Genomic DNA, 19,565 nt, shown 5'->3' on the forward strand with positions numbered 1-19,565 from the left:
CTATCTGGTTGTTTGAGCAACTTGACAAACTCTTTACCTCATTAGGATTTGGATGAAATGGTGTGTTTTCCATCAACTTCTTAATTCATCCACATCCTATATAGTTATATTATATTCTTTTTTAAATAAAAAACTATTACAGTTATTAAGGTGTGGATTTGTGGGTAAGTTTTTGGTATTTATTTACCCACACGGTTTCAATCTCTTTTCCATAGTTAATTCACTTCCTATTCACAATTTATCAACTTGTAACTTGTTATGAATTAAGTGCTTTTATAAATCTGTTCATTTTTGTGTATAAATGACTATGTGGTAAAATGTGTATGAATTCCTGTGTGTATAAATGTGGATAGACGTTTATAAATTTGGGGTTATCCATGGGGGTAAAAAAATTATCCCAAAAGCGAATTTACTTTTGGGATAACTCTGAATTTGTCCATAAGTTATAGACAGTTATTCACACTATATTCCATAGTTATCTACATCTCATTTGGACTGACTTCTTCTACTTCTTTCGGTTCTTCAATAGGTGTGTGTGATAGGCCAGTTTCTCTTCTGGCATCTATATTTACATCATTATTGGTCCATTTTCCTCGTAAGAGCACGTTGTAGGATTTGTTTTCTTGATTATAATAGTAATAGACTGGCTCAGGCTGTCTTTTCTCTTGATAATTACCTGGATCCCATTTTTTATTTCCATTCCTATCAATAATAGCTCTAATTTTATATTCGCCTGCTTTGATTTTTTTAAAGCTATAATCAAAGTTTTCCGTTAGATAGATTTCTTTTACTATTGTTTCATCTGTGTTCAATAACTGGACGATGATAGGTAATTGGTCTGTTAGGATTTTACCGGATACTTCGTCTGCGAGATCATCTGTATTCTGTTTTTTAAAATTGGTTTTGATGGACTTTTTGTTGTACTCTCCTTCTACATCTTGAAAGGTAGAGTCGGCTGCTAGAAAGTTATAATTGCTGATGGATAGTGTATCATTGATAGGAACTGTCAATACCAGCTCCGTTCTTCTTGCGCTGTCTTTAAAGCTTAAATGCTCTGGTTTAATTTGGATAAAAGAAGCTGAATCATATTGAATATAAAGTGAATCGTAATGGATCACATTGACAGGTTTGTTAAAGCTAAAATCTGTATTGATGCTTTGATTAAACTCTTTGTTTTTTCCTAATGTGACTTCCAACAGTTGCGCTTTTCGATCACTGTTCATAAATGATGCATAAAGAGTGGTATCTATTTTGAATCCTACCGAGTCCTGAACTGTTAGTTTTACTTGGGTACTGTCATCTCTCATTTCGGTGTGATAGAACCTGATTTGTTTTTCATCAAGTCGATAGAAGAGCTTTTGACCAAGATCTGGATGTTCCACGTGTAGCGATGCAGGAGATTTGCTAAGAACTACATCAAAGTTGCTTCCGATAGCTGAGGTTCTGTTGACTTTAAAGTCTGATAGGTCACCTCTATAAAGACTGAAGTGGGCATTGGTAACATCTTTCATGATGGAGACGGTATCAGTTATAAAAGCGTATTGTTCACTTTTAAACTCAGCTTTGGAGGTATTGTTGTTGTCTTGAAAAGCGTAAGCCCTGTATTTACCTCCTTTGATGTTGGTTATTTCAAAATTCCCTGATGAATCTGCTTGGGTCAGGTAATAGGGAGGATCACTAAAGACATCCATGGTATCATCTTGTATACGGTATAGACCTACGAGAACATCTTTTATTTCTTGGGTTTTTGGTGGAAATATAAAATCTACCTTTCCTGAAAAATGAAGGCTATCGATCATTCTTCCAGTAGAAAAAACTAATTTGAGGTTTTCAGCTGGGTTATTTTCTGATATATCCTGGATGCTTTTTTGAAAGTTAAATACATAGGTGGTGCTATCCTCCAATTCCTGATTGAGTTTGATTTTCAAGGTGTTCTTTATGGGAAGAATTTCCATTTTATCTTTCTCCAAACTGGGAGTGATAATAATATTTCTAATGGGATTATCTGCCTTGATGTACTCGTTGAATTCTAAGATAATTTGCTCTGGCTTTATGTTGAGCGATTGGTCCTTAGGATTGGATGATAATAGTTGTGGTGGATCTTCATCTTTTGGTCCACCCATAGGAGAACTTTGCTTTGCACATGCATAACAAAAGATGATAGCTATTGCAGCCAGAACTATTTGGTAAAATCTTCTATTCATTTCTTCTTTAATATAAACAGTATGCTTGAATAGTTATTGTTGTTTATTTTAGCATTTTTATTAGACTTATATCCTGTTAAAAAGGAATTAATTAGATTTTTCTTGTTATATTTTATACTGTTGGATAAAATTGATACATAGTAGCTGTCGAAAGGCATGGGTTCTTTTGCACTTATTCTTAGGTCATATTCTTCTGCTAAGTATTGCATGGTTTCCTGAGTAAAATGGTAAAGATGTCTAGGTACATCCAATGCTGCCCAATTCTCCTTAAATAATGCTGAATCGTAGGATTCGTAATTAGGAACAGCGAGGAATAAAGTGCCTCTTTTTTTGAGTTTACTGAGCAAGAATTCCATGGTTCCTTTAAGGTCATGAACGTGTTCTAAAACATGGAATAGTGTAATGGCATCGAATTTTTTTTCCTTATCCAATTCTGTGATTTCTGAGTAAACATTCAGGTCAAAATTGTCTTTTGCAATTTTTGCTGCTTCTTTGCTTGGCTCTAATCCACAACAGTCCCATCCATTGGTTTTTGCTTGGTTTAGGAAATGACCAGTTCCGGATCCAAAGTCCAGAAGTCTCCCCTTTTGCGCTGTATGTTTATTGATCCAATTTACCTTTTGTTGAAGGGTATACTTCCTTACCTGTTTGTAAATGAAATTGACAATGTTGTTGGATTTATCAGTATGGGATATGTAATCTTCCGACTTGTAGTATTCCCCAATGTGTTCTTGATCTGGCCGTGGGTTTGTGAATAAAAAATTGCATTTGTCACATTTGCAAATAGTAAAAGATTCATGGGAAACACTATGATCTTTTACCACCAAATGATTAAGAAAAAGTCCACTCTGTTTTTGACAAAGTGGACATTTGGTTAATCTTTCGTACATGTTATCTTCCTAAATAAACAGTGAGTATAGATAAATCTGCTGGGGAGACACCACTGATTCTTGATGCTTGGCCCAAAGTTTCTGGTTTAATCTTATGTAATTTTTGTTTTCCTTCTGCAGAAAGTGCAGGAACAGATAAGTAATCGAAATCCAATGGAATTTTGAAGTTTTCCATATTATTGAGCTTCTCTACCATTTGTTGTTCCTTCTCAATGTAGCTATTGTACTTGACCTGAATCTCAGCTTGTTCTAAGACTTCTTTGGGATATTTGGTGAGATAAGATTTAACATCACCATCTAAATTCATGATAGATTGCAGTCCTAATTGAGGCCTTTTGAGAAGTTTCTCCACTGTGATTTTTTCTTTGATAGTGGCTGTTTCCATATCTTCCAGTCCTGTATTGATGTCCTCAGGACTGAGTTTTTTCTGCTTAAGGTCATTAATTAGTTTGGCTGTATCATTCTTCTTATCCATCATCTTTTCTAATCTCTCATCGGATGCCAAGCCAACTGCGTGCCCCATTTGAGTTAAGCGGAGATCAGCATTATCTTGTCTCAGCAAGAGCCTGAATTCAGCCCTGGAGGTAAACATACGATAGGGTTCTTCAGTCCCTTTATTGATAAGGTCATCTATCAATACTCCAATATAAGCATCTGATCTTTTAAGGATAAAAGGTGATTCTTTCTGAACTTTTCTAGCAGCATTCATTCCGGCAATTAGACCTTGAGAGGCGGCTTCTTCATAACCTGTGGTTCCATTGATTTGGCCTGCGAAAAATAGGTTTTCTACCAATTGTGTTTCCAAGGTTAGTTTCAATTGAGTTGGCGGGAAGAAGTCATATTCTATGGCGTAGCCTGGTCTGAACATTTTACAGTTTTCGAAACCAGCTATTTTTCTGATCGCTTTATATTGTACATCTTCAGGTAAAGAAGTGGAAAACCCATTAACATAGATTTCTACTGTATCCCATCCTTCTGGTTCTACAAATATTTGATGTCGATCTCTTTCAGCAAATCGATTGATTTTATCTTCAATTGATGGACAATAGCGTGGACCTAAGCCCTGAATTCTTCCATTAAACATAGGGGATCTATCAAAACCCGTTTCTAATGTTTCATGAACTTCCTTGTTAGTGTAAGTAATCCAACAAGTTCTTTGTTCTTTGAGAGGTGTTGTTTCATCGGAGAAAGAGAACTTTTCAGGGTTTTCATCGCCATACTGAACCTCCATTTTCGAATAGTCAAGGCTTCTTCCATCGACTCTTGGAGGTGTACCCGTTTTCATTCTTCCTGCTTCGAAACCGAGTTCCACCAACTGCTCTGTGATTCCTCGTGCAGCTGATTCTCCTGTACGACCTCCTCCAAATTGTTTTTCTCCAATATGAATTAAGCCATTAAGGAAAGTACCATTTGTTAGAACAACAGATTTAGCGTTAATTTCAAGACCTATACTGGTTTTTACCCCTACTACCCTTTTATCTTTTACGACTAAGCCCGTCACCATTTCTTGCCAAAAATCAACGTTGGGCGTTTTTTCCAAGGCTAATCTCCACTCTTCCGCAAATCTCATTCGGTCATTTTGTGATCTTGGAGACCACATAGCAGGACCTTTTGATCGGTTTAGCATTCTGAATTGAATCATGGACTTATCAGAGATGATACCAGATTGCCCACCAAGAGCATCAATTTCCCTAACGATCTGCCCTTTTGCCACACCTCCCATTGCTGGATTACATGACATTTGGGCAATAGTATTCATGTTCATGGTACATAACAGTACCGAACTTCCCATCTTTGCTGCTGCATGAGCTGCTTCACAGCCAGCATGCCCTGCCCCAACTACTATTACGTCATATTCTGGAAACATATTATTTGTATTTATGAGTGTTCCACGTGGAACATTTTTATGTTACTTAATTTGTTTTCACTGTTCCACGTGGAACAGTGAAAGTAGTTTGTTGTTGTTTGTTTCACGTGGAACGTTTTATTAGGTTTTATATTTTATAGTGTTTCACGTGGAACAGTGGTTTTATTGTTTTGTTAGTTCTGAATAACTGTCTAATGAAGCGTTTTCTTTTTGTCTCATTAAATGTGCTTCCTCTTTGCTTTTGTCTTTGTAACCGCAGAGATGAAGGAGTCCATGACTTAGAACACGCAAAGCTTCATGATGAAAGTCTTGGTCTTCTGTTTTGGCGTTGTCCTTTACTCTTTCGATACTTATAAAGATATCTCCTTCAATGGTGTTTTTTTCTTCTGAGTTGTCAAAAGTGATAATATCAGTATAAGTGTCATGATCTAAGTAATCAACGTTGATTTTGTATAAATATTCGTCTGAGCAGAATATATAGTTTAGATCAGTTATTTTAAACCCTTCTCTTTTGGCAATTTCCCTTAACCATTTCTTAGTTAGGTTTTTTTGAGGGAGGTCGTATTTGATGTCTTCTTGAAAGAAATTGATCGCCATAAATTAGTTCATGTAGAAAGTTAAGACGGTTTTCTTGCCTTCGTTTTCAAAATCAACTTCATCGCAAAGGTTTTTCATAATAAAGACACCTCGGCCTCCGGATTTTTCGATATTTTCTGGAGCAGTCGGGTCTTTTAGGTTTTCGTAATCAAAGCCTTGGCCTTCGTCTTCAATAATGAACTTTAACTGGTCTTCCAAGAAATTGAGTTCAAGGTTGACTGATTTTGAAGCGTCACTCCTATTGCCATGAATGATAGCATTACTGACACACTCCGTTACTGAAATCATAATGTTGCCATAGATGTCATCATTGATCTGGAATTTTTCCTTAGCGTTATCAATGAAACTTTCTATGATCTTGATGTTCTCAATAAGAGAAGGGATAGAAATTTTGATAGATTTCATTAAGTCTTTATGGTTATTATTCTTCTGCTTAAATTTTCTATCTAATCAATTTCCAATAAAATAGGACAATGATCAGAGTGTATTACTTCTGGCAATATGCATGCTCTCTTTACTTTTTCTTTCATGGATGAGCTTGTCATATGGTAATCTATACGCCAGCCTTTGTTATTGTTTCTGGCATTGGCGCGATAACTCCACCAGGTGTATTGGTGGGGAGTTGGATTTACCAATCTAAAGCTGTCATCAAAACCAGATGAAGTGAATTTATCCATCCAGGCCCTTTCATCTGGTAAAAAACCAGAGGAATTCTTGTTCGCAACAGGATTATGAATATCTATGGCTTTGTGGCAGATATTATAGTCACCACTAAGTATTAGATTGGGTAAATCCCTGTTCAAGTCCTGCGAATACCCGTAAATATCATCCAAAAAGGCATATTTGAAGTCTTGCCGAGGACCTCCAGTAGTGCCGGAAGGGAAATAGGCACTGATAAATGAGAAGTCATCAAAATCAGCACGGATCATTCTCCCCTCATCATCGTAAGCGTCTAAACCCATTCCATATTCAATGTGTTTGGGTTTTTCTTTGCTCAAGATCGCTACACCACTGTATCCTTTTTTTACGGCAGGGTACCAATAAGTATGATAACCCAAGTCTTCAAATACACTGATCTCAATCTGATCAGTGTTGGCCTTTATTTCCTGTAAGCCGATGATATCCGGTGAACATGCTGCTAGCCATTCCGAAAAGCCTTTCCTCATGGCTGCCCGAATACCGTTGACATTATAGGATACGATATTCATATATATAAGATTTAATTTGTTTAGTCTTTAGATATTATTTTATCCTTTTAGACTAATTAATATTTTTATTTAAAGTGAAATTTCTATTTTATATCTATTTCAAATTCTTTTTCGAAGTATTCTAATACTTGAATCTTTAGTAGTTTCTCCTGCTCCAAGATATCAAAATGAGGTAGTTCTTTTACTAAATTCCAGTGAGGCCAGCCGTCTTGATCTATAAAATCAAGTTCATAAAAACCAGCCAGACTCAAAACTTTGCAAATGGCAATATGCATTAAGTCCTGCTTTTGCTCTTTGCTGAAGTTTTTCATGCCTTTGCCTAACTCTTGAACGCCGATGATAAAAAGCACACCATTTAGATCTGCAGGCTTTTTACCAATCAAGTCCTGAATACCCAATAAGAGCTTGGACCACCTTTTTTCTATATCTAAATCTTTCTTTAGCATTATCCAGCTTGGTTTTCCAACTCCTCCCAGTATTCCACAGCTTTTCGTAAGTGAGGAATTACGATGGTTCCACCAATAAGGTTCGCGATAGAAAATACTTCAAAGACCTGCTCTTTGGTTAGACCAACTTCATGGCATTTCCCTAAGTGATAGCGAACACAATCATCGCAACGCAGCACCATGGAACAGGCTAGGCCAATCATTTCCTTTGATTGGATGTCAATGGCTCCTGGTGCGAAGGCATTTGTGTCCAGATTGAAAATACGTTTGAGCACTTTATTGTCTTCACCAAGAATCTTCTCATTCATCTTGGCGCGATACTCGTTGAATTCGTCTACTAAATTCATTAACTTATAGGATAGTTTTTATCTAATTAGCAAATATAACAGGTATTTTCCTGTCAATTAGAACTAACAAGCCTTTTTCCTAATGCGTTTCACTTTTTTCAATGATTTTTTGGCTTTGGTATTTCCAGAGACCTGCTGCGTGTGCAAACGGAGCCTGTTTGATTTCGAAAATCAACTTTGTAGGGTATGTCAAGCCAAATTGCCCCTTACTACCTACCACTTACGTCCTCAGAACAATGATTTGGCCATAAAGATCATGGGATTGACCAAGGCTGGTAATGTGATGGCCTTTTTAAGATTTACCAAGAAAGGAATGAGCCAAAGATTATTACACCAATTGAAATACCGGAATAAGCCTGAATTAGGTCAGGTTTTGGGAAAGCTCTATGGTCAAAGGTTAAAACAAAGTGGCATTGAAGTCAGGTGGGACTTTATCATTGCTGTTCCCTTACATCCTTTGAAGGAAAAGCGGCGTGGATACAATCAAAGTTTACAGTTTGCCTTAGGATTGGCTTCACCCTTAAACATACCTATTGACCAATCTTTGGTAAGAACCAAGTTTACGGTGACGCAGACTAAAAAGTCAAGAATAGCAAGGATCGAGAATGTAGAAAAGGTTTTTGGTTTGACGGGCAAAACTAATTTGGAGGGAAAGACTATTTTATTGGTTGATGATGTGATGACCACCGGTGCCACCCTATCTGCTTGTGCCAATGTATTGTTAGATGCTGGTGCAAGACAGGTGGATTTGGCCGTAATTGCTGCAGGGAGATAAGAGTAGGGTGAAAAGATCAGGTTTTATTAATGGATTTGACAACAGATTTTTCTGATTTTAAACTAACCATTTATTTTTTGGGTAAATAAGGGCTAAGGAAAAATGATTATAGTAGTTTCAACAAAAATGTTTTTTCGTAATATGACACCTTGATTTATCAATAATTACCGCTGCTATACATAATCTTTTTAATCTACTTTTTTGAATTAAAATTTACTTAATTTTAACATGTTATCATCACTTATTTGTATTTAAAACTGTAATATTTAGTTTTTGTAATATTCAATTTGAGACCAAGTGGTGCGGTTTATGTTGAGTTATTTTCTTTCATTTCCCAAAACCTATTCTTTTTAATGAAAAAGGCCTTATCCTTATTTTTAATCAGCTTTGCTTTGATCAACTTGGCTGTGGCACAAATCACGCCTAAGATCAGGCAGTATGATATGTGGTTGACATCAAATGCCTCTAACCAGAGCATGAAGGGGTATTTATTTGAGGTTAGGCCTTCTTCCATTTTAACTACTGAGTCATTTCCCGAAGCATCTTCAGTACATTCCAGAATAAATGAACATGATATCGAGGATATTCGCACTTTGGAATTCAGAAAGCAGGGAAAGCTGGGCAAATCCATCATATTTGGAGCTATCATCGGAACTGCAGTGGGACTGGCAGTTGGCAAAATGGATGATCCCAACTGTGATGATGCCAATGGAATGTGTACCAGAACAAATATCAACGTGGTCTTGGGTGGAATGGCTTTGGGAGGTGGAATAGGAGCTTTGTTGGGTTCCAGAAAAATCAAAATCCCTCTAAATGGCAAGAAGGAAAATTACAGGTTGCAGCAACTGATCAAATATCAATTGGCTGATATTGAAAATTAGGAAAATATCCATTGAGTGGTTAACGCGAATAATATCGATTTAACTTGCCTCCATTATAGTTATAGCTCTCAATTAAAAATCATCAAGTAAAGGGGTAATTGACTTTGTCCTCACCACCCCCATTTTGATCCGCCTACATTGCGATTTTTTCACTGATCAAATGCTTATTTGCTTTACCTTCAAAAATTGCTTCTTTTCATCTTAAGCTTTGTAAATTAAAAGTGGAATGAATCTCTCAATTAAATCAAACCCTCATCATGACCGCCAAAAACAACCATATCAATTACCTAGAATTTAAGGCTTCAGACCTGGAAGCGATCAAGCAATTTTATCAAAAGGCATTCGGTTGGAAGTTTACCGATTATGGACCGGAATACGTGGCTTTTTCTGAGAGTGGTTTGGAAGGTGGTTTTATGAAGACTGATGAAACTGTAGTAAATGGTACCTTGGTAGTACTTTATCATGAAGACCTCAAAAGGGTAAAAAAAACAATTGAAGATTGCGGAGGAAAAATATCGGTTGACATTTTTTCATTTCCTGGAGGGAGAAGATTTCATTTTTTAGATCCTGCTGGGAATGAATTGGCAGTATGGTCTGACCATTAAAATTACAATTGTTGTTTTTGCAGCCCCATTCATTTAACCCAATAAAACCTTAAACATATGATCAGAATAGTTTTATCCTTGTTCTTTTTAGCCACTTTTTCCTGTAATCAAAACACCAACCAATCCGAATCGCTTAAAAAGCCACATATAATTATCATTTATACCGATGACATGGGAGTGGGTGATTTATCTTGCTACAATAGCGGCTGGGTCAAAACTCCCCATATAGACCAACTGGCCAGCAAAGGCATAAAATTTAACCATTATTATTCTGCCGCTCCTGTATGTTCTCCTTCGAGAGTGGGCATTACCACAGGAATGTTTCCTACCGAATGGGGCATCAATACATTTTTGCACAGCAGAAAGGGCAACACCAATTGTGAGCAGTTTGATTTTCTGGATCCTACCGCACCTTCTATGGCCAAAGTGCTCAAGACGGTTGGTTACAAGACCAGCCACATTGGCAAGTGGCATATGGGAGGTGGCCGTGATGTGGACGATGCACCCCAAATCACGGAATATGGTTTTGATGAATATACCACCACCTATGAAGGTCCCGATCCGGATAAGCTGATTACTGCTTCCAACTGGATCTGGAGTGAAGAAGATAGCATCGAAAGATGGGAAAGGACGGGTTATTTTGTAGACAAGACTTTGGACTTCCTAGCCCGAAACAAAGAAGTGCCTTGTTTTGTGAATTTTTGGCCGGATGATATGCATGACCCATGGATTCCCAATGAAGAATTTTATGATCAGCGAGATACTTGGCCCAGTAAACCCAATTTTATTCCTGTATTGGAGGAATATGACAGACAAATTGGTCGATTGATGGCTGGTTTGGAGGATTTGGGCATCGCTGAAAATACGATGATCATCTTTACCAGTGACAATGGAGCTGCACCCACTTATGAGCAGATCAGGACCAACAGCCAAAGGGGAGCTAAAAACAGTTTGTATGAAGGTGGCATTCGTATGCCATTTATTGTGAGCTGGCCAGCAGTGGTTCAGCCCGGACAAACCAATAATCAAACTATCATAGGCGCTGTGGACTTATTACCGAGCTTGGCAGCCATTACCGGAGCAAAAGTTCCTGAAAAATACCAGCCTGCCGGAGAAGATTTGAGTGAGGCATTATTAGGAAATCTGACCGCAGAAAGGAAAAAAGACCTTTTATGGGACTTTGGGAGAAATGAGCATTTCAATCATCCCCGCCAGGAGCATCACCGGAGTCCCCACTTGGCCATTCGTCATGAAAACTGGAAGCTTTTGGTCAATGGCGACAGTACTTCGGTAGAGCTTTATGATTTGGAAAAGGATCGGAATGAAACCTCCAATCTCGCCAGTCAAAACACAGAATTAGCAGGTCAGCTAAGCCATAAGGTGATACAGTGGTATTGGAATAATCGGAAGATCCGTGAGGATATTGACCGTCATGGTCTAAATTCAGCCATGAAGTAGCGGATATGGTAGGTAAAGGAGGCAGTTATGTCATTTGTGCTGCCTCCTTAGTTAGATATCTAGTGAAGAACATTTACTCTGATGTTTCTTTTAATAGAACTTCAATAGCCTTTTCCAATTGCTGGTCTCTTCCTTTATCGATAATACCTGGCATATTTTTGATCCTTATGGCAGGTTCGGTCTGGTTGTTTTCCATCCATTCACCTGACTTATCTTTGGCACTTATGGGGACAGTTCCCCAAACCGTACCGTCTGGAAGCATTTCCCAACCTGCGAAACTACAGGTACCAGGCACGGGCATGCCAATGGTGGTTCCAATATTTAAATCAGTGTAACCGCAGGCATAACAATGACCATCAGAATACATGCTTTCATTGAATAAAGATACAGTAGGCTTGGTCCATCTGGAAGTGGGCTCTCCTCCTACTATTTTGTCTTCGGTGGCATAGGTTATGAAATGTGTTCCCGTAAAGAAAGTTGCAAGATCAGCAACTAGGTCCCCGCCACTATTGAACCGAGTATCCACTACTACGCCTTTGGAATCAAAGTATTTGCCCATCATATCTTCATAGATGGAACGGTATGGCTCATCACTCATACCCGGAATATGGACATAACCCAACTGCCCATTGCTTTTTTCCTCTACCTCTTTTCTATTGATTCTGACGAATCTTTTGTACAATAAGCTGGACTCTTCAGAAAGGCTTATCGGTTTGACGGTGATTTGCTTGGTATCTGTTCCCTCGGCATCTGAGATATCCAACAGTAAAAACTTTCCTTCCTTATGATTAAGATAAGAAGCGACGTCCTTGTCAAGAGAAATGGGAACTCCATCAATGGATTGAATAACCATTCCCTGCTCAATGTCAAAGGCTGCCTTCTCCTTTATAATCATAATCCATAAATATGCCCAATGAAGCTGTCTTGTCCCCATTTTTAGATGAGTTTCGGTATCTGGCACCGGTATGGGAGACGTTCAATTCTCCGAGCATTTCTGATACCATTTCCGCAAACTCGAAAGAGTTGCCCAAGTGAGGCAAGTATTTTTTATATTGTGCATACAGGGTGTCGAAGTTATTTCCATGATAAGTAGGTTCATAAAAAATATTTTTAGTACGGATGTAAACATGATCAAACATGCTTTTTCTTTCTAGGTCCTCATCCAAGTACATATCTCCGGCGATTTTAATGTTTTCCGACTTGCCCTCTTTGACATTTAGCTTGGAAATATTGCCGCCGGCCAATAGATAAAGGTTTTCCAATTCTTTGTCCCAAAGCAAGCTACCTCCTCCGGTATTGAGTTTGATGGCCATTTTGGTTTCTCCATTGCGCAGATTTCCTTCCCATAGGTTGTTTTTATCTTCAAAACTAGAAAGATAGTAGATTTTTTCATTGTCTTTGGAAAGCACGGCATCACTGAGATTACTGGAATGTGTGGTTAATCTAGCTTTTCGCTCCCTGATTCCTTCCCAGTCGAATTGAATTGGTTCTAATTGTTCCTCTTCTTTTGCATCTTTCTTGCTTTTTTTCTCCTTCTCATCTTCTTTGGAATCTTCCTTTTTAGCCTCTTTCAGTGCCTTTTTTAGTTTATAGTCCTCTTCAGAAAGTCTAAATTCATCATAAGCATCTTGACTGAAGAACATGGCGTATACATCATCTTCGCTGCGGCCGCTGGTGGCATAGCTTTTCAGGCCATTTCGATTGCTAAACCAGATCAATTGTTTTCCTTCATTGACCCATTTGGGACTTGAATCATAGTAGCCACTCTCAGTGAGGTTTTCTTTTTTGCTCCCATCAGCTGCCATCAGCAAGATTTCACTATTGCTCAAAGTTTTTCCCCATCCGACCAGAAGCCATTTACTGTCGGGGCTCCAAGTAAAGTATTTGTCCCCATCTCTCATGTGGAATAGCTCTTTTCGAGAAAGCAACTCTACCTCATTTTTACTTTCCAGGTTTCTTACTTTGAGTGTTCTTCTATCAGACACGTAAGCCAATTGCTTGCCATCTGGTGAAAAGGAAGGTAAATAGCTGTCTGTATCACTACTGATTAAAGTATCCTCCTTTAAAAGGGTTGATGCATAGAAAAAAGGTTCATCACTGCGGGTTTTTTCGGTTTTGAAAATGCTCCATTTTCCCTCACGTTCGCTGGAATAAACTACTCCTTTTCCGTCTGTCGTAAAAGATACAAATCTTTCTGCTTCAGGTGTATTGGTGATTCTCTTGGTTAGTGATCCATCCACCGCAGTGACAAAAACCTCTCCTCGAGCGATAAAAGCGATTTCCTTTCCATTGGGTGAAATGGACATTTCTTGAACACCTCCTTGTATGGCGATATAGCTGTCCGTGTTTTGACTGTCTTGGGTCCGGATATTTACTTGTACCTTTTTTGGTGCTGCACCTGCTTGAAGTGTGTAAAGCTCACCATCATAGCCAAAAGATAGGGTGCTTCCTCCAAAACTTAAAAACCTCACTGGAAATGTATCAAAGTCAGTGACTTGAGTATTGTTCTCCGGCTGGGATAAGTTCAGTTGATGGACATTGAAATTTCCACTTTCTTCGCTTAGGTAATAGATATTTTCTTCATTTTCATCAAAAACCGGTTGTCTGTCTTCCCCTTTAAAAGTGGTAATCATTTCATGTTCTTGGCTTTCCACATCATATTTCCATATATCCCGAGTAACAGCAGAAATGTGATGCTTTCTCCATTCATCCTCTCTTCCCGGACGATCATGATAGAGCATGGTTTTTCCGTCTTTACTGCCCTGCACATCATCTGCAGAAATGGTAAGCAGCTGGTCTACCCAGCCTCCTGAAACGGGAACTTGGTAAAGTTCTGGCTGGTAACTGGCGGGATACTGTCGGTGAATGGCCAAGTCCTGTCTACTTGCCCCAAAAATGACCGCCTTGTCATCAGCAGAAAATGAATAGGGATATTCGTTTGCACTGTGAAATGTCAGGCGTTTGGCCGGTCCACCCAGAGCATCCATCACATACACATCAAAATTTCCATATCGCTCAGAAGCAAATGCTATTGATTTGCCGTCCTTGCTCCACACCGGCATAAAATCATGCGATGAGTGGAAAGTAAGTTGAAGGGCATCCCCTCCAGCTGAAGGGACGCGATATAAATTACCTTTGTATGTGAAAGCAATGTTTTTTCCATCTGGTGAGATGGTTGGATAACGGATCCATTTGGGTGTAGTTTGTGCCTGGGAGATAGCAATAGTTATAAGCAGAAATGTAAGGGTAAGGAGTTGTCTCATAGGATTTTATTAAAGGGAAGCGTATTTAAAAGTTGAATTATTAAAGATGGAAAAAAATGATGAAATTTTAAACAAACTGGATTGGGCGCTTTCTGTATTTGTCCTCTGATTGTATGGCTAAAAATATATGCCTATGTTCATGACATAGGTATGTAGAACATTTTATAGATTCGGAGTAATGGATTACAAAAACATCATCGATAAGTTGGGCTTGGAAGCTCATCCTGAAGGAGGTTATTTTAAAGAAGTGTATAGAAGCAAAGGGGAGATTGATTCTGCTAATCTTTCTGAGGGAATGGAAGGGAAAAGAAATTATGCAACCAGCATTTACTTTTTGCTGACATCTGATACTTTTTCAGCCTTTCATCGCATCAAACAGGACGAAACCTGGCACTTTTACATAGGCTCTCCGGTTCGTTTATTTACCATTTCACCAAATGGAAAGTTACAACAGTATATCATAGGCAGTGATATATGGAATGGTGCGTTGCTCCAATTTACTGTTCCTGCGGGTTATTGGTTTGCCGCTGAGCTGGTGGAAAAAGAGAGTTTTGCCTTGGTAGGTTGCACAGTGGCACCGGGTTTTGACTTTCGAGATTTTGAGTTGGCCGAATGTGAAAAATTAGCATCAGAATTTCCTCAGCATAAAGAATTGGTCAAAAGACTCACAAGAGGTATTTAGAGTTTTCTAATAATTGGGAGACTTGATTTTGTACATTGAACTTTTCGCAAGTAATATTCACCGATAAAAAACGTTCATTTACCGATATTTTAGACCTACTGACCTATTTTTGTTGCGTGATTAGTCTAAACTTAATTAGCTTTGAAGCTGATTACCATTTTTTAGGTAATGCTATTTTCTATTATTTAAACCATAAAATTTTGTTAATGATGAAGAAATCAATTTTTGTTTTAATCCCTGTTTTGCTGTTGGTACTTTCCTCTTTTTCTTATGAGCATGGAATGTGGACAGTCCAAGAAGAGGCCAAAAGAGAAGATTTTGTTGCTTCATGGGAGTTATCGAACCTTCAGCCCTATGAAGCATCCAGGAAGGATGAAATTAGAAGCTTTCAACTCCATGCTGACTCGACAGCTAGTATTTTGTTAGGAAAAAGAGAAGTAAAAGGATCATGGAAATTTGTGGAAAAGGACAGCAAATTCGCAGCTAGGTATGCAAAGTCACCTTGGTCCAATTCCGTTGTGATACTTGAAGTACATCGGGATCAATCTCACATTGATTTTATTGCATATAAACTAGGTGAAGCAGCATCACAGCTGGTAAGTGCTGGTGGTGAAACGTATGAGAAACAATAAGTGACTTAGGTCAAATAATTTATCCAACAGTTAGGTTAACTATAAAATGATAACTTGGCTGATGGATAAATTGGTTTTCAGATTGGCATTAAATTGAATTTTTATCAACCATAACTATTCCAATATGAGATTTTTAAATAGCCTACTGTTTTTGTTTTCCATCTTAATATTGTTGTCTTGCAATGTCTCCGAAAAGAAGGTCATAAAGGAAGCCGACCAGGAAGTAGATGCGAAAGCACAGAGCAGGAGACAGAAACTTATCGGTACATGGGCGCTAAATGAGCAAGTTGTTGCAGATGAAAGCAAAAAAAATTAATAGCCCGATTTGAACTTAAAGCCGATTCCACAGCACAAATTCATTACGGGACCGAGGTAGTTGAGGGAAGATGGAATGTAGGGGGAAAGCCATTCAAAATAGGTAAGGCAAAAGCCTATCTTAGTGGAGATATGATTCTTCAAGTAGATGAAAATGGGAAGCACACAGGTGTTTTTTCTTTTAAGCTGGACTCATTGGTGAATGGAACTCCCATGACTTTTGACAACGGGAGGTACGTAAAATTATAACTGATTTAATTATGAAAAACTTGAAATATGTCGCGGTGATCTTATTTGCCTGTTTGATTGCCTTTTGGAATAATCTTGAAGATGCAGATGCGAACGAAAATGTTGATTATGGAGATACCTCAGCTATCAAAAGAGAAGAGCTGATTGGTTTTTGGACATTGGGAGAGGAGCAAGCAATAGAGGAAAACGGTCAAGACACAGCCTCTGTGATAACCGCTTTTGAATTGAAATCTGATTCTACCACAGTGGTTTATTGGGGTGATCACCAAGTAGAGGGAAAATGGAGGTGGAAAGCGGAAAAGTCCATAGGCAATAATAATTTTGGGTTTTCATTCAATAGTGATATAGTATTGCTCACTCAAAAATATAGAACCCTTAGTGATATCAGAGCCTTTATGCTGGATCCTAGAAAGGAGGGTTCTTCTTTGACCATTAGTAAGGGTAAGTACATCAAACAGTGATCAAAGCTTTCCACAAAAATTGCTTATATTCAGTGATCACTAATCTTTAGAAAATCATGAAACTAGGCGCTTTTTCCATAAGTCTTGCTGTCAAGGATTTGCAGGCATCCAAAGCTTTCTATGAAAAATTAGGTTTTACTGTTTTTGGTGGAAATGAGAAACATCACTATTTGATCATGAAAAATGAAAATGCCTTGATTGGGCTTTTTAAGGGCATGTTTGAGCAAAATATTCTCACTTTTAACCCAGGTTGGAATGAAAATGCCGAAACTCTGGAGAGCTTTGACGATGTTCGGGAAATCCAAAAACAATTGAAAGCTAGTGGACTGGAGCTCGATCAAGAAGCCAACCCCTCCTCTACTGGGCCTGCCAGCATCGTCCTAATTGATCCTGATGGAAATCCTGTGTTGATCGACCAACATATTTAGTACCAAGAAGCTAGACCAGACGCTAGTGCTAGACGTTAGATTTCAGATGCTAGAAATAACATGATAGGATTATTTTTGAGCTTTCGGCTCAATAGGATCTAACCATAAATTGGCCCTTTTGGTGCAATCATAAAGCTGAAGAAGCATCACTAGAAAAAGCAAGCTTTGTATGTCTTGCTGGCTCAAAATTGTATTCTAACTATCCCAAACTAAAATTCCATACTTTATTCGAACAACAATGAGCGATTACATTTGGTATGCCAGTTATGGATCCAATTTGTTGAATGAGCGATTTTTATGCTACATCTGTGGTGGGCAACCCAAAGGAGCTAGTAGGCGATATAATGGCTGTATGGATAAGTCGCTTTCCATTAAGCAAAAAGGTATTGAAGTTCCTTACAGGCTATATTTTGCCAAAAAAGCAAGGATCTGGAATGGAGGTGGAGTAGCATTTATCCACCATGAGAAAGAAGCTTCCCAGCAGACCTTAGCAAGGATGTACCTCATCAAAAAAGAACAGTTTTTGGATGTGGTGATGCAGGAAAATGCGCTTACTTCCCGACCGCGGATTGACTTGGACCAAGTAATTGACAAAGGTAAGCAGGTATTGGAAGAGGCAGGTTGGTATGATCTCTTGCTTCATTTGGGAGAAGAGGAAGGAGCACCCATTTTTACTTTTACCTCAAGAGAATTATTTCAACCTTATACCCCACCTGACGAGAGCTATTTAGGTACAATTATCAGGGGAATAAAGGAATCACATCAATTGAAAGATCAAGCCATTTCTAATTATTTGACTAAAAAAGAAGGAATCATTTCAAACTATTCTGATGCTGAACTTAGCGAATTGATTAGCAAGTTTTAATAGTTTGGTTTATTATAGAAAAGTATGTTAGTAAGGCATTGATTTACATTATGCAGTTAGTTGTATTATTTTTTAGTATTCTTGTTGCTGATTTGTTTAAAACAATACAGTTATAGAATTGGAATGAAGAAATTTTTATTAGGACTAGTTGTTTTGCTGGCCAATGGGTTAACTTATGCACAGCAGAATTTTGAAAAGGCTTATGTCATCGATTATCAGAAAGATACCATTTGGGGAGAAATAGATTTTAGGGATTGGGCAGTAAATCCTGATAAGATTGAATTCAAAGAAAATAATTCCTCAAATGTAAAAAGTTATGCACCTGAGGACATTTATGCTTTTCAGGTTAACGACCAACACTTTTTATCGGCAAAAGTGCCAATTGGAATTGACGCTCAGAAAGTTGCCAATTTAGAGGATAATGCAACCTTAGATATTGAAGTTAAAAATGTGTTTTTACAAAAACTGGTTATTGGCCAAAAGTCTCTATATAGATTCAAAAACATTGATGACCGACAATATTTTTACATACTCAGCCAAGGAAAGTTGACTTTATTAGAATACAAAAGGTTCTATTCTATTAACCCAGAAGGTACTAAGGTCGTCAAGGAAAATAACAAATATATTGGTCAATTGAAATTATATTTAGGGAATTGCCAAATACTTGACAAGAAATTAAATAGGACCAAATATAATACTGTTAGTATGTTGAGGCTTTTTGAATTTTATAATTCATGCAGCGGAAATTCAATGACGGTTTACAATAAAAAAGAAAAGATAACCACGAAATTTGGTCTAATAGTCGGTTACTCTTCCACTTCCCTCACTTTTAAGAGTGATGCTAGTGATCATAGGGATTTGGTCGATGCCAATTATGATCTTGATTATGGCATTACTGCTGGGCTAAGTTTGGAGTTAGTATTCCCTAAGCACCAAAGAAAATGGTCCGTTCAAAATGAACTCCTTTATAGCCAATACAATTTTTCCAAGGAGGTGGAAAACTATTCCAACGATGAGGGTTACTCTTATACCAACAGTGATTTGGGATATAGCTATATCAAGTTAAATAACATGGTAAGGTATACTTTTCCTTTGGCAAACATTAAGACATTTTTAAATATTGGACTTTCAAATGGTTTGGCATTTAATGAAACCAATGAAAAGGTTACAACAATCATGTATAATAATAATCTTGATGAACGCCCTGATAAATTAATCAGAGACACAAGAAAATACGAACAAGGATTGCTCTTGGGCGCTGGTATTAAACTGAAATACATCAGCATAGAATATAGACATGAAAGAGGCAATGGCATGTCTAAATTCCTAATGTTAAGTTCATCGGTAATACGAAATAGCATCTTAGTCAATTTCCAATTTTAGGGAGTCTAA

The 19,565-nt window shown here is 37.9% G+C and carries 21 protein-coding genes; 11 read left to right on the forward strand and 10 right to left on the reverse strand.

All coding sequences use genetic code 11. The features are described 5' to 3' along the window. Positions 1-479: 479 nt before the first annotated feature. From JL001_RS05915 to JL001_RS05950, 8 genes are all read right to left on the reverse strand, one after another. Entirely contained in the window at positions 480-2,204 is a 1,725-nt protein-coding gene (locus JL001_RS05915; RefSeq protein WP_236252727.1) for an Ig-like domain-containing domain, read from the reverse strand. Then, a complete protein-coding gene (locus JL001_RS05920; protein WP_200975219.1) occupies positions 2,201-3,094 on the reverse strand; it encodes a class I SAM-dependent methyltransferase in 894 nt (297 codons plus the stop codon). The genes JL001_RS05915 and JL001_RS05920 overlap by 4 nt, the downstream gene beginning before the upstream one ends. A gap of 1 nt (position 3,095) precedes the next feature. After that, positions 3,096-4,961 (reverse strand): tRNA uridine-5-carboxymethylaminomethyl(34) synthesis enzyme MnmG, encoded by a 1,866-nt coding sequence (mnmG, locus tag JL001_RS05925; RefSeq protein ID WP_200975220.1) that lies wholly within the window; start codon positions 4,959-4,961, stop codon positions 3,096-3,098. Positions 4,962-5,123: 162 nt separating this feature from the next. Next, a complete protein-coding gene (gene ybeY / locus JL001_RS05930; RefSeq protein ID WP_200975221.1) occupies positions 5,124-5,558 on the reverse strand; it encodes an rRNA maturation RNase YbeY in 435 nt (144 codons plus the stop codon). 3 nt (positions 5,559-5,561) lie between these two features. Beyond that, on the reverse strand, positions 5,562-5,963 hold the full coding sequence (locus JL001_RS05935; protein ID WP_200975222.1) for an ATP-binding protein: 402 nt from the start codon (positions 5,961-5,963) through the stop codon (positions 5,562-5,564). A 41-nt stretch (positions 5,964-6,004) separates the two neighbouring features. Further along, positions 6,005-6,766: an exodeoxyribonuclease III gene (locus tag JL001_RS05940; RefSeq protein ID WP_200975223.1), complete on the reverse strand. Its 762-nt coding sequence runs from the start codon at positions 6,764-6,766 to the stop codon at positions 6,005-6,007. 83 nt (positions 6,767-6,849) lie between these two features. After that, positions 6,850-7,212, reverse strand: coding sequence for a hypothetical protein (locus JL001_RS05945; protein WP_200975224.1), 363 nt, complete (start codon positions 7,210-7,212; stop codon positions 6,850-6,852). Further along, positions 7,212-7,559, reverse strand: a complete 348-nt coding sequence (locus JL001_RS05950; protein ID WP_200975225.1) for a carboxymuconolactone decarboxylase family protein — start codon at positions 7,557-7,559, stop codon at positions 7,212-7,214. The genes JL001_RS05945 and JL001_RS05950 overlap by 1 nt, the downstream gene beginning before the upstream one ends. A gap of 82 nt (positions 7,560-7,641) precedes the next feature. Here JL001_RS05950 and JL001_RS05955 point away from each other — a divergent pair, with 82 nt between their 5' ends. The 4 genes from JL001_RS05955 to JL001_RS05970 all read left to right on the forward strand — a co-directional run bounded on the left by JL001_RS05955 (position 7,642) and on the right by JL001_RS05970 (position 11,278). Then, on the forward strand, positions 7,642-8,334 hold the full coding sequence (locus JL001_RS05955) for a ComF family protein (RefSeq protein ID WP_200975226.1): 693 nt from the start codon (positions 7,642-7,644) through the stop codon (positions 8,332-8,334). A gap of 353 nt (positions 8,335-8,687) precedes the next feature. After that, the gene (locus tag JL001_RS05960) at positions 8,688-9,215 is read left to right on the forward strand and encodes a hypothetical protein (RefSeq protein ID WP_200975227.1); all 528 of its coding nucleotides are present in this window, start codon (positions 8,688-8,690) and stop codon (positions 9,213-9,215) included. A gap of 257 nt (positions 9,216-9,472) precedes the next feature. Next, positions 9,473-9,820, forward strand: coding sequence for a VOC family protein (locus JL001_RS05965; RefSeq protein WP_200975228.1), 348 nt, complete (start codon positions 9,473-9,475; stop codon positions 9,818-9,820). Positions 9,821-9,877: 57 nt separating this feature from the next. Continuing rightward, positions 9,878-11,278: a sulfatase-like hydrolase/transferase gene (locus tag JL001_RS05970; protein ID WP_200975229.1), complete on the forward strand. Its 1,401-nt coding sequence runs from the start codon at positions 9,878-9,880 to the stop codon at positions 11,276-11,278. A 73-nt stretch (positions 11,279-11,351) separates the two neighbouring features. Here JL001_RS05970 and JL001_RS23280 read toward each other — a convergent pair whose 3' ends face one another. Both JL001_RS23280 and JL001_RS05975 read right to left on the reverse strand, forming a co-directional pair. After that, the gene (locus tag JL001_RS23280) at positions 11,352-12,173 is read right to left on the reverse strand and encodes a S41 family peptidase (RefSeq protein WP_370567351.1); all 822 of its coding nucleotides are present in this window, start codon (positions 12,171-12,173) and stop codon (positions 11,352-11,354) included. After that, positions 12,145-14,541: a peptidase S41 gene (locus tag JL001_RS05975; protein WP_370567352.1), complete on the reverse strand. Its 2,397-nt coding sequence runs from the start codon at positions 14,539-14,541 to the stop codon at positions 12,145-12,147. The genes JL001_RS23280 and JL001_RS05975 overlap by 29 nt, the downstream gene beginning before the upstream one ends. 178 nt (positions 14,542-14,719) lie before the next feature. On the opposite strand from JL001_RS05975, the gene JL001_RS05980 reads away from it, so the two are divergent. The 7 genes from JL001_RS05980 to JL001_RS06010 all read left to right on the forward strand — a co-directional run bounded on the left by JL001_RS05980 (position 14,720) and on the right by JL001_RS06010 (position 19,556). Then, a complete protein-coding gene (locus JL001_RS05980) occupies positions 14,720-15,223 on the forward strand; it encodes a cupin domain-containing protein (protein ID WP_200975230.1) in 504 nt (167 codons plus the stop codon). 206 nt (positions 15,224-15,429) lie between these two features. Next, positions 15,430-15,855 carry a hypothetical protein gene (locus JL001_RS05985; RefSeq protein WP_200975231.1) on the forward strand — a complete coding sequence of 142 codons (426 nt, stop codon included), beginning with the start codon at positions 15,430-15,432 and terminating at the stop codon, positions 15,853-15,855. Positions 15,856-15,979: 124 nt separating this feature from the next. Continuing rightward, positions 15,980-16,171, forward strand: a complete 192-nt coding sequence (locus JL001_RS05990; RefSeq protein ID WP_200975232.1) for a hypothetical protein — start codon at positions 15,980-15,982, stop codon at positions 16,169-16,171. Positions 16,172-16,430: 259 nt separating this feature from the next. Further along, on the forward strand, positions 16,431-16,880 hold the full coding sequence (locus JL001_RS05995; RefSeq protein WP_200975233.1) for a hypothetical protein: 450 nt from the start codon (positions 16,431-16,433) through the stop codon (positions 16,878-16,880). Positions 16,881-16,936: 56 nt separating this feature from the next. Further along, positions 16,937-17,308, forward strand: coding sequence for a VOC family protein (locus JL001_RS06000; RefSeq protein WP_200975234.1), 372 nt, complete (start codon positions 16,937-16,939; stop codon positions 17,306-17,308). A 238-nt stretch (positions 17,309-17,546) separates the two neighbouring features. Then, entirely contained in the window at positions 17,547-18,173 is a 627-nt protein-coding gene (locus JL001_RS06005) for a hypothetical protein (protein WP_200975235.1), read from the forward strand. A 123-nt stretch (positions 18,174-18,296) separates the two neighbouring features. Next, the gene (locus JL001_RS06010; RefSeq protein ID WP_200975236.1) at positions 18,297-19,556 is read left to right on the forward strand and encodes an outer membrane beta-barrel protein; all 1,260 of its coding nucleotides are present in this window, start codon (positions 18,297-18,299) and stop codon (positions 19,554-19,556) included. Positions 19,557-19,565 lie beyond the last annotated feature (9 nt).

Source organism: Echinicola sp. 20G, assembly GCF_015533855.1.
In the GTDB taxonomy this organism is placed as follows: Bacteria; Bacteroidota; Bacteroidia; order Cytophagales; family Cyclobacteriaceae; genus Echinicola.

What these genes read in the sequence shown, in the direction of transcription:
- JL001_RS06010 (WP_200975236.1), top strand. Translation starts at nt 18,297, where the DNA reads ATGAAGAAATTTTTATTAGGACTAGTTGTTTTGCTGGCCAATGGGTTA.
- JL001_RS05950 (WP_200975225.1), bottom strand. Translation starts at nt 7,559, where the DNA reads ATGAATTTAGTAGACGAATTCAACGAGTATCGCGCCAAGATGAATGAG.
- JL001_RS05990 (WP_200975232.1), top strand. Translation starts at nt 15,980, where the DNA reads ATGAGATTTTTAAATAGCCTACTGTTTTTGTTTTCCATCTTAATATTG.
- ybeY (WP_200975221.1), bottom strand. Translation starts at nt 5,558, where the DNA reads ATGGCGATCAATTTCTTTCAAGAAGACATCAAATACGACCTCCCTCAA.
- JL001_RS05960 (WP_200975227.1), top strand. Translation starts at nt 8,688, where the DNA reads ATGAAAAAGGCCTTATCCTTATTTTTAATCAGCTTTGCTTTGATCAAC.
- JL001_RS05945 (WP_200975224.1), bottom strand. Translation starts at nt 7,212, where the DNA reads ATGCTAAAGAAAGATTTAGATATAGAAAAAAGGTGGTCCAAGCTCTTA.
- JL001_RS05955 (WP_200975226.1), top strand. Translation starts at nt 7,642, where the DNA reads ATGCGTTTCACTTTTTTCAATGATTTTTTGGCTTTGGTATTTCCAGAG.
- JL001_RS05980 (WP_200975230.1), top strand. Translation starts at nt 14,720, where the DNA reads ATGGATTACAAAAACATCATCGATAAGTTGGGCTTGGAAGCTCATCCT.
- JL001_RS05995 (WP_200975233.1), top strand. Translation starts at nt 16,431, where the DNA reads ATGAAAAACTTGAAATATGTCGCGGTGATCTTATTTGCCTGTTTGATT.
- JL001_RS05970 (WP_200975229.1), top strand. Translation starts at nt 9,878, where the DNA reads ATGATCAGAATAGTTTTATCCTTGTTCTTTTTAGCCACTTTTTCCTGT.
- mnmG (WP_200975220.1), bottom strand. Translation starts at nt 4,961, where the DNA reads ATGTTTCCAGAATATGACGTAATAGTAGTTGGGGCAGGGCATGCTGGC.
- JL001_RS05915 (WP_236252727.1), bottom strand. Translation starts at nt 2,204, where the DNA reads ATGAATAGAAGATTTTACCAAATAGTTCTGGCTGCAATAGCTATCATC.
- JL001_RS05940 (WP_200975223.1), bottom strand. Translation starts at nt 6,766, where the DNA reads ATGAATATCGTATCCTATAATGTCAACGGTATTCGGGCAGCCATGAGG.
- JL001_RS06000 (WP_200975234.1), top strand. Translation starts at nt 16,937, where the DNA reads ATGAAACTAGGCGCTTTTTCCATAAGTCTTGCTGTCAAGGATTTGCAG.
- JL001_RS05965 (WP_200975228.1), top strand. Translation starts at nt 9,473, where the DNA reads ATGACCGCCAAAAACAACCATATCAATTACCTAGAATTTAAGGCTTCA.
- JL001_RS05975 (WP_370567352.1), bottom strand. Translation starts at nt 14,541, where the DNA reads ATGAGACAACTCCTTACCCTTACATTTCTGCTTATAACTATTGCTATC.
- JL001_RS05985 (WP_200975231.1), top strand. Translation starts at nt 15,430, where the DNA reads ATGATGAAGAAATCAATTTTTGTTTTAATCCCTGTTTTGCTGTTGGTA.
- JL001_RS06005 (WP_200975235.1), top strand. Translation starts at nt 17,547, where the DNA reads ATGAGCGATTACATTTGGTATGCCAGTTATGGATCCAATTTGTTGAAT.
- JL001_RS05935 (WP_200975222.1), bottom strand. Translation starts at nt 5,963, where the DNA reads ATGAAATCTATCAAAATTTCTATCCCTTCTCTTATTGAGAACATCAAG.
- JL001_RS05920 (WP_200975219.1), bottom strand. Translation starts at nt 3,094, where the DNA reads ATGTACGAAAGATTAACCAAATGTCCACTTTGTCAAAAACAGAGTGGA.
- JL001_RS23280 (WP_370567351.1), bottom strand. Translation starts at nt 12,173, where the DNA reads ATGATTATAAAGGAGAAGGCAGCCTTTGACATTGAGCAGGGAATGGTT.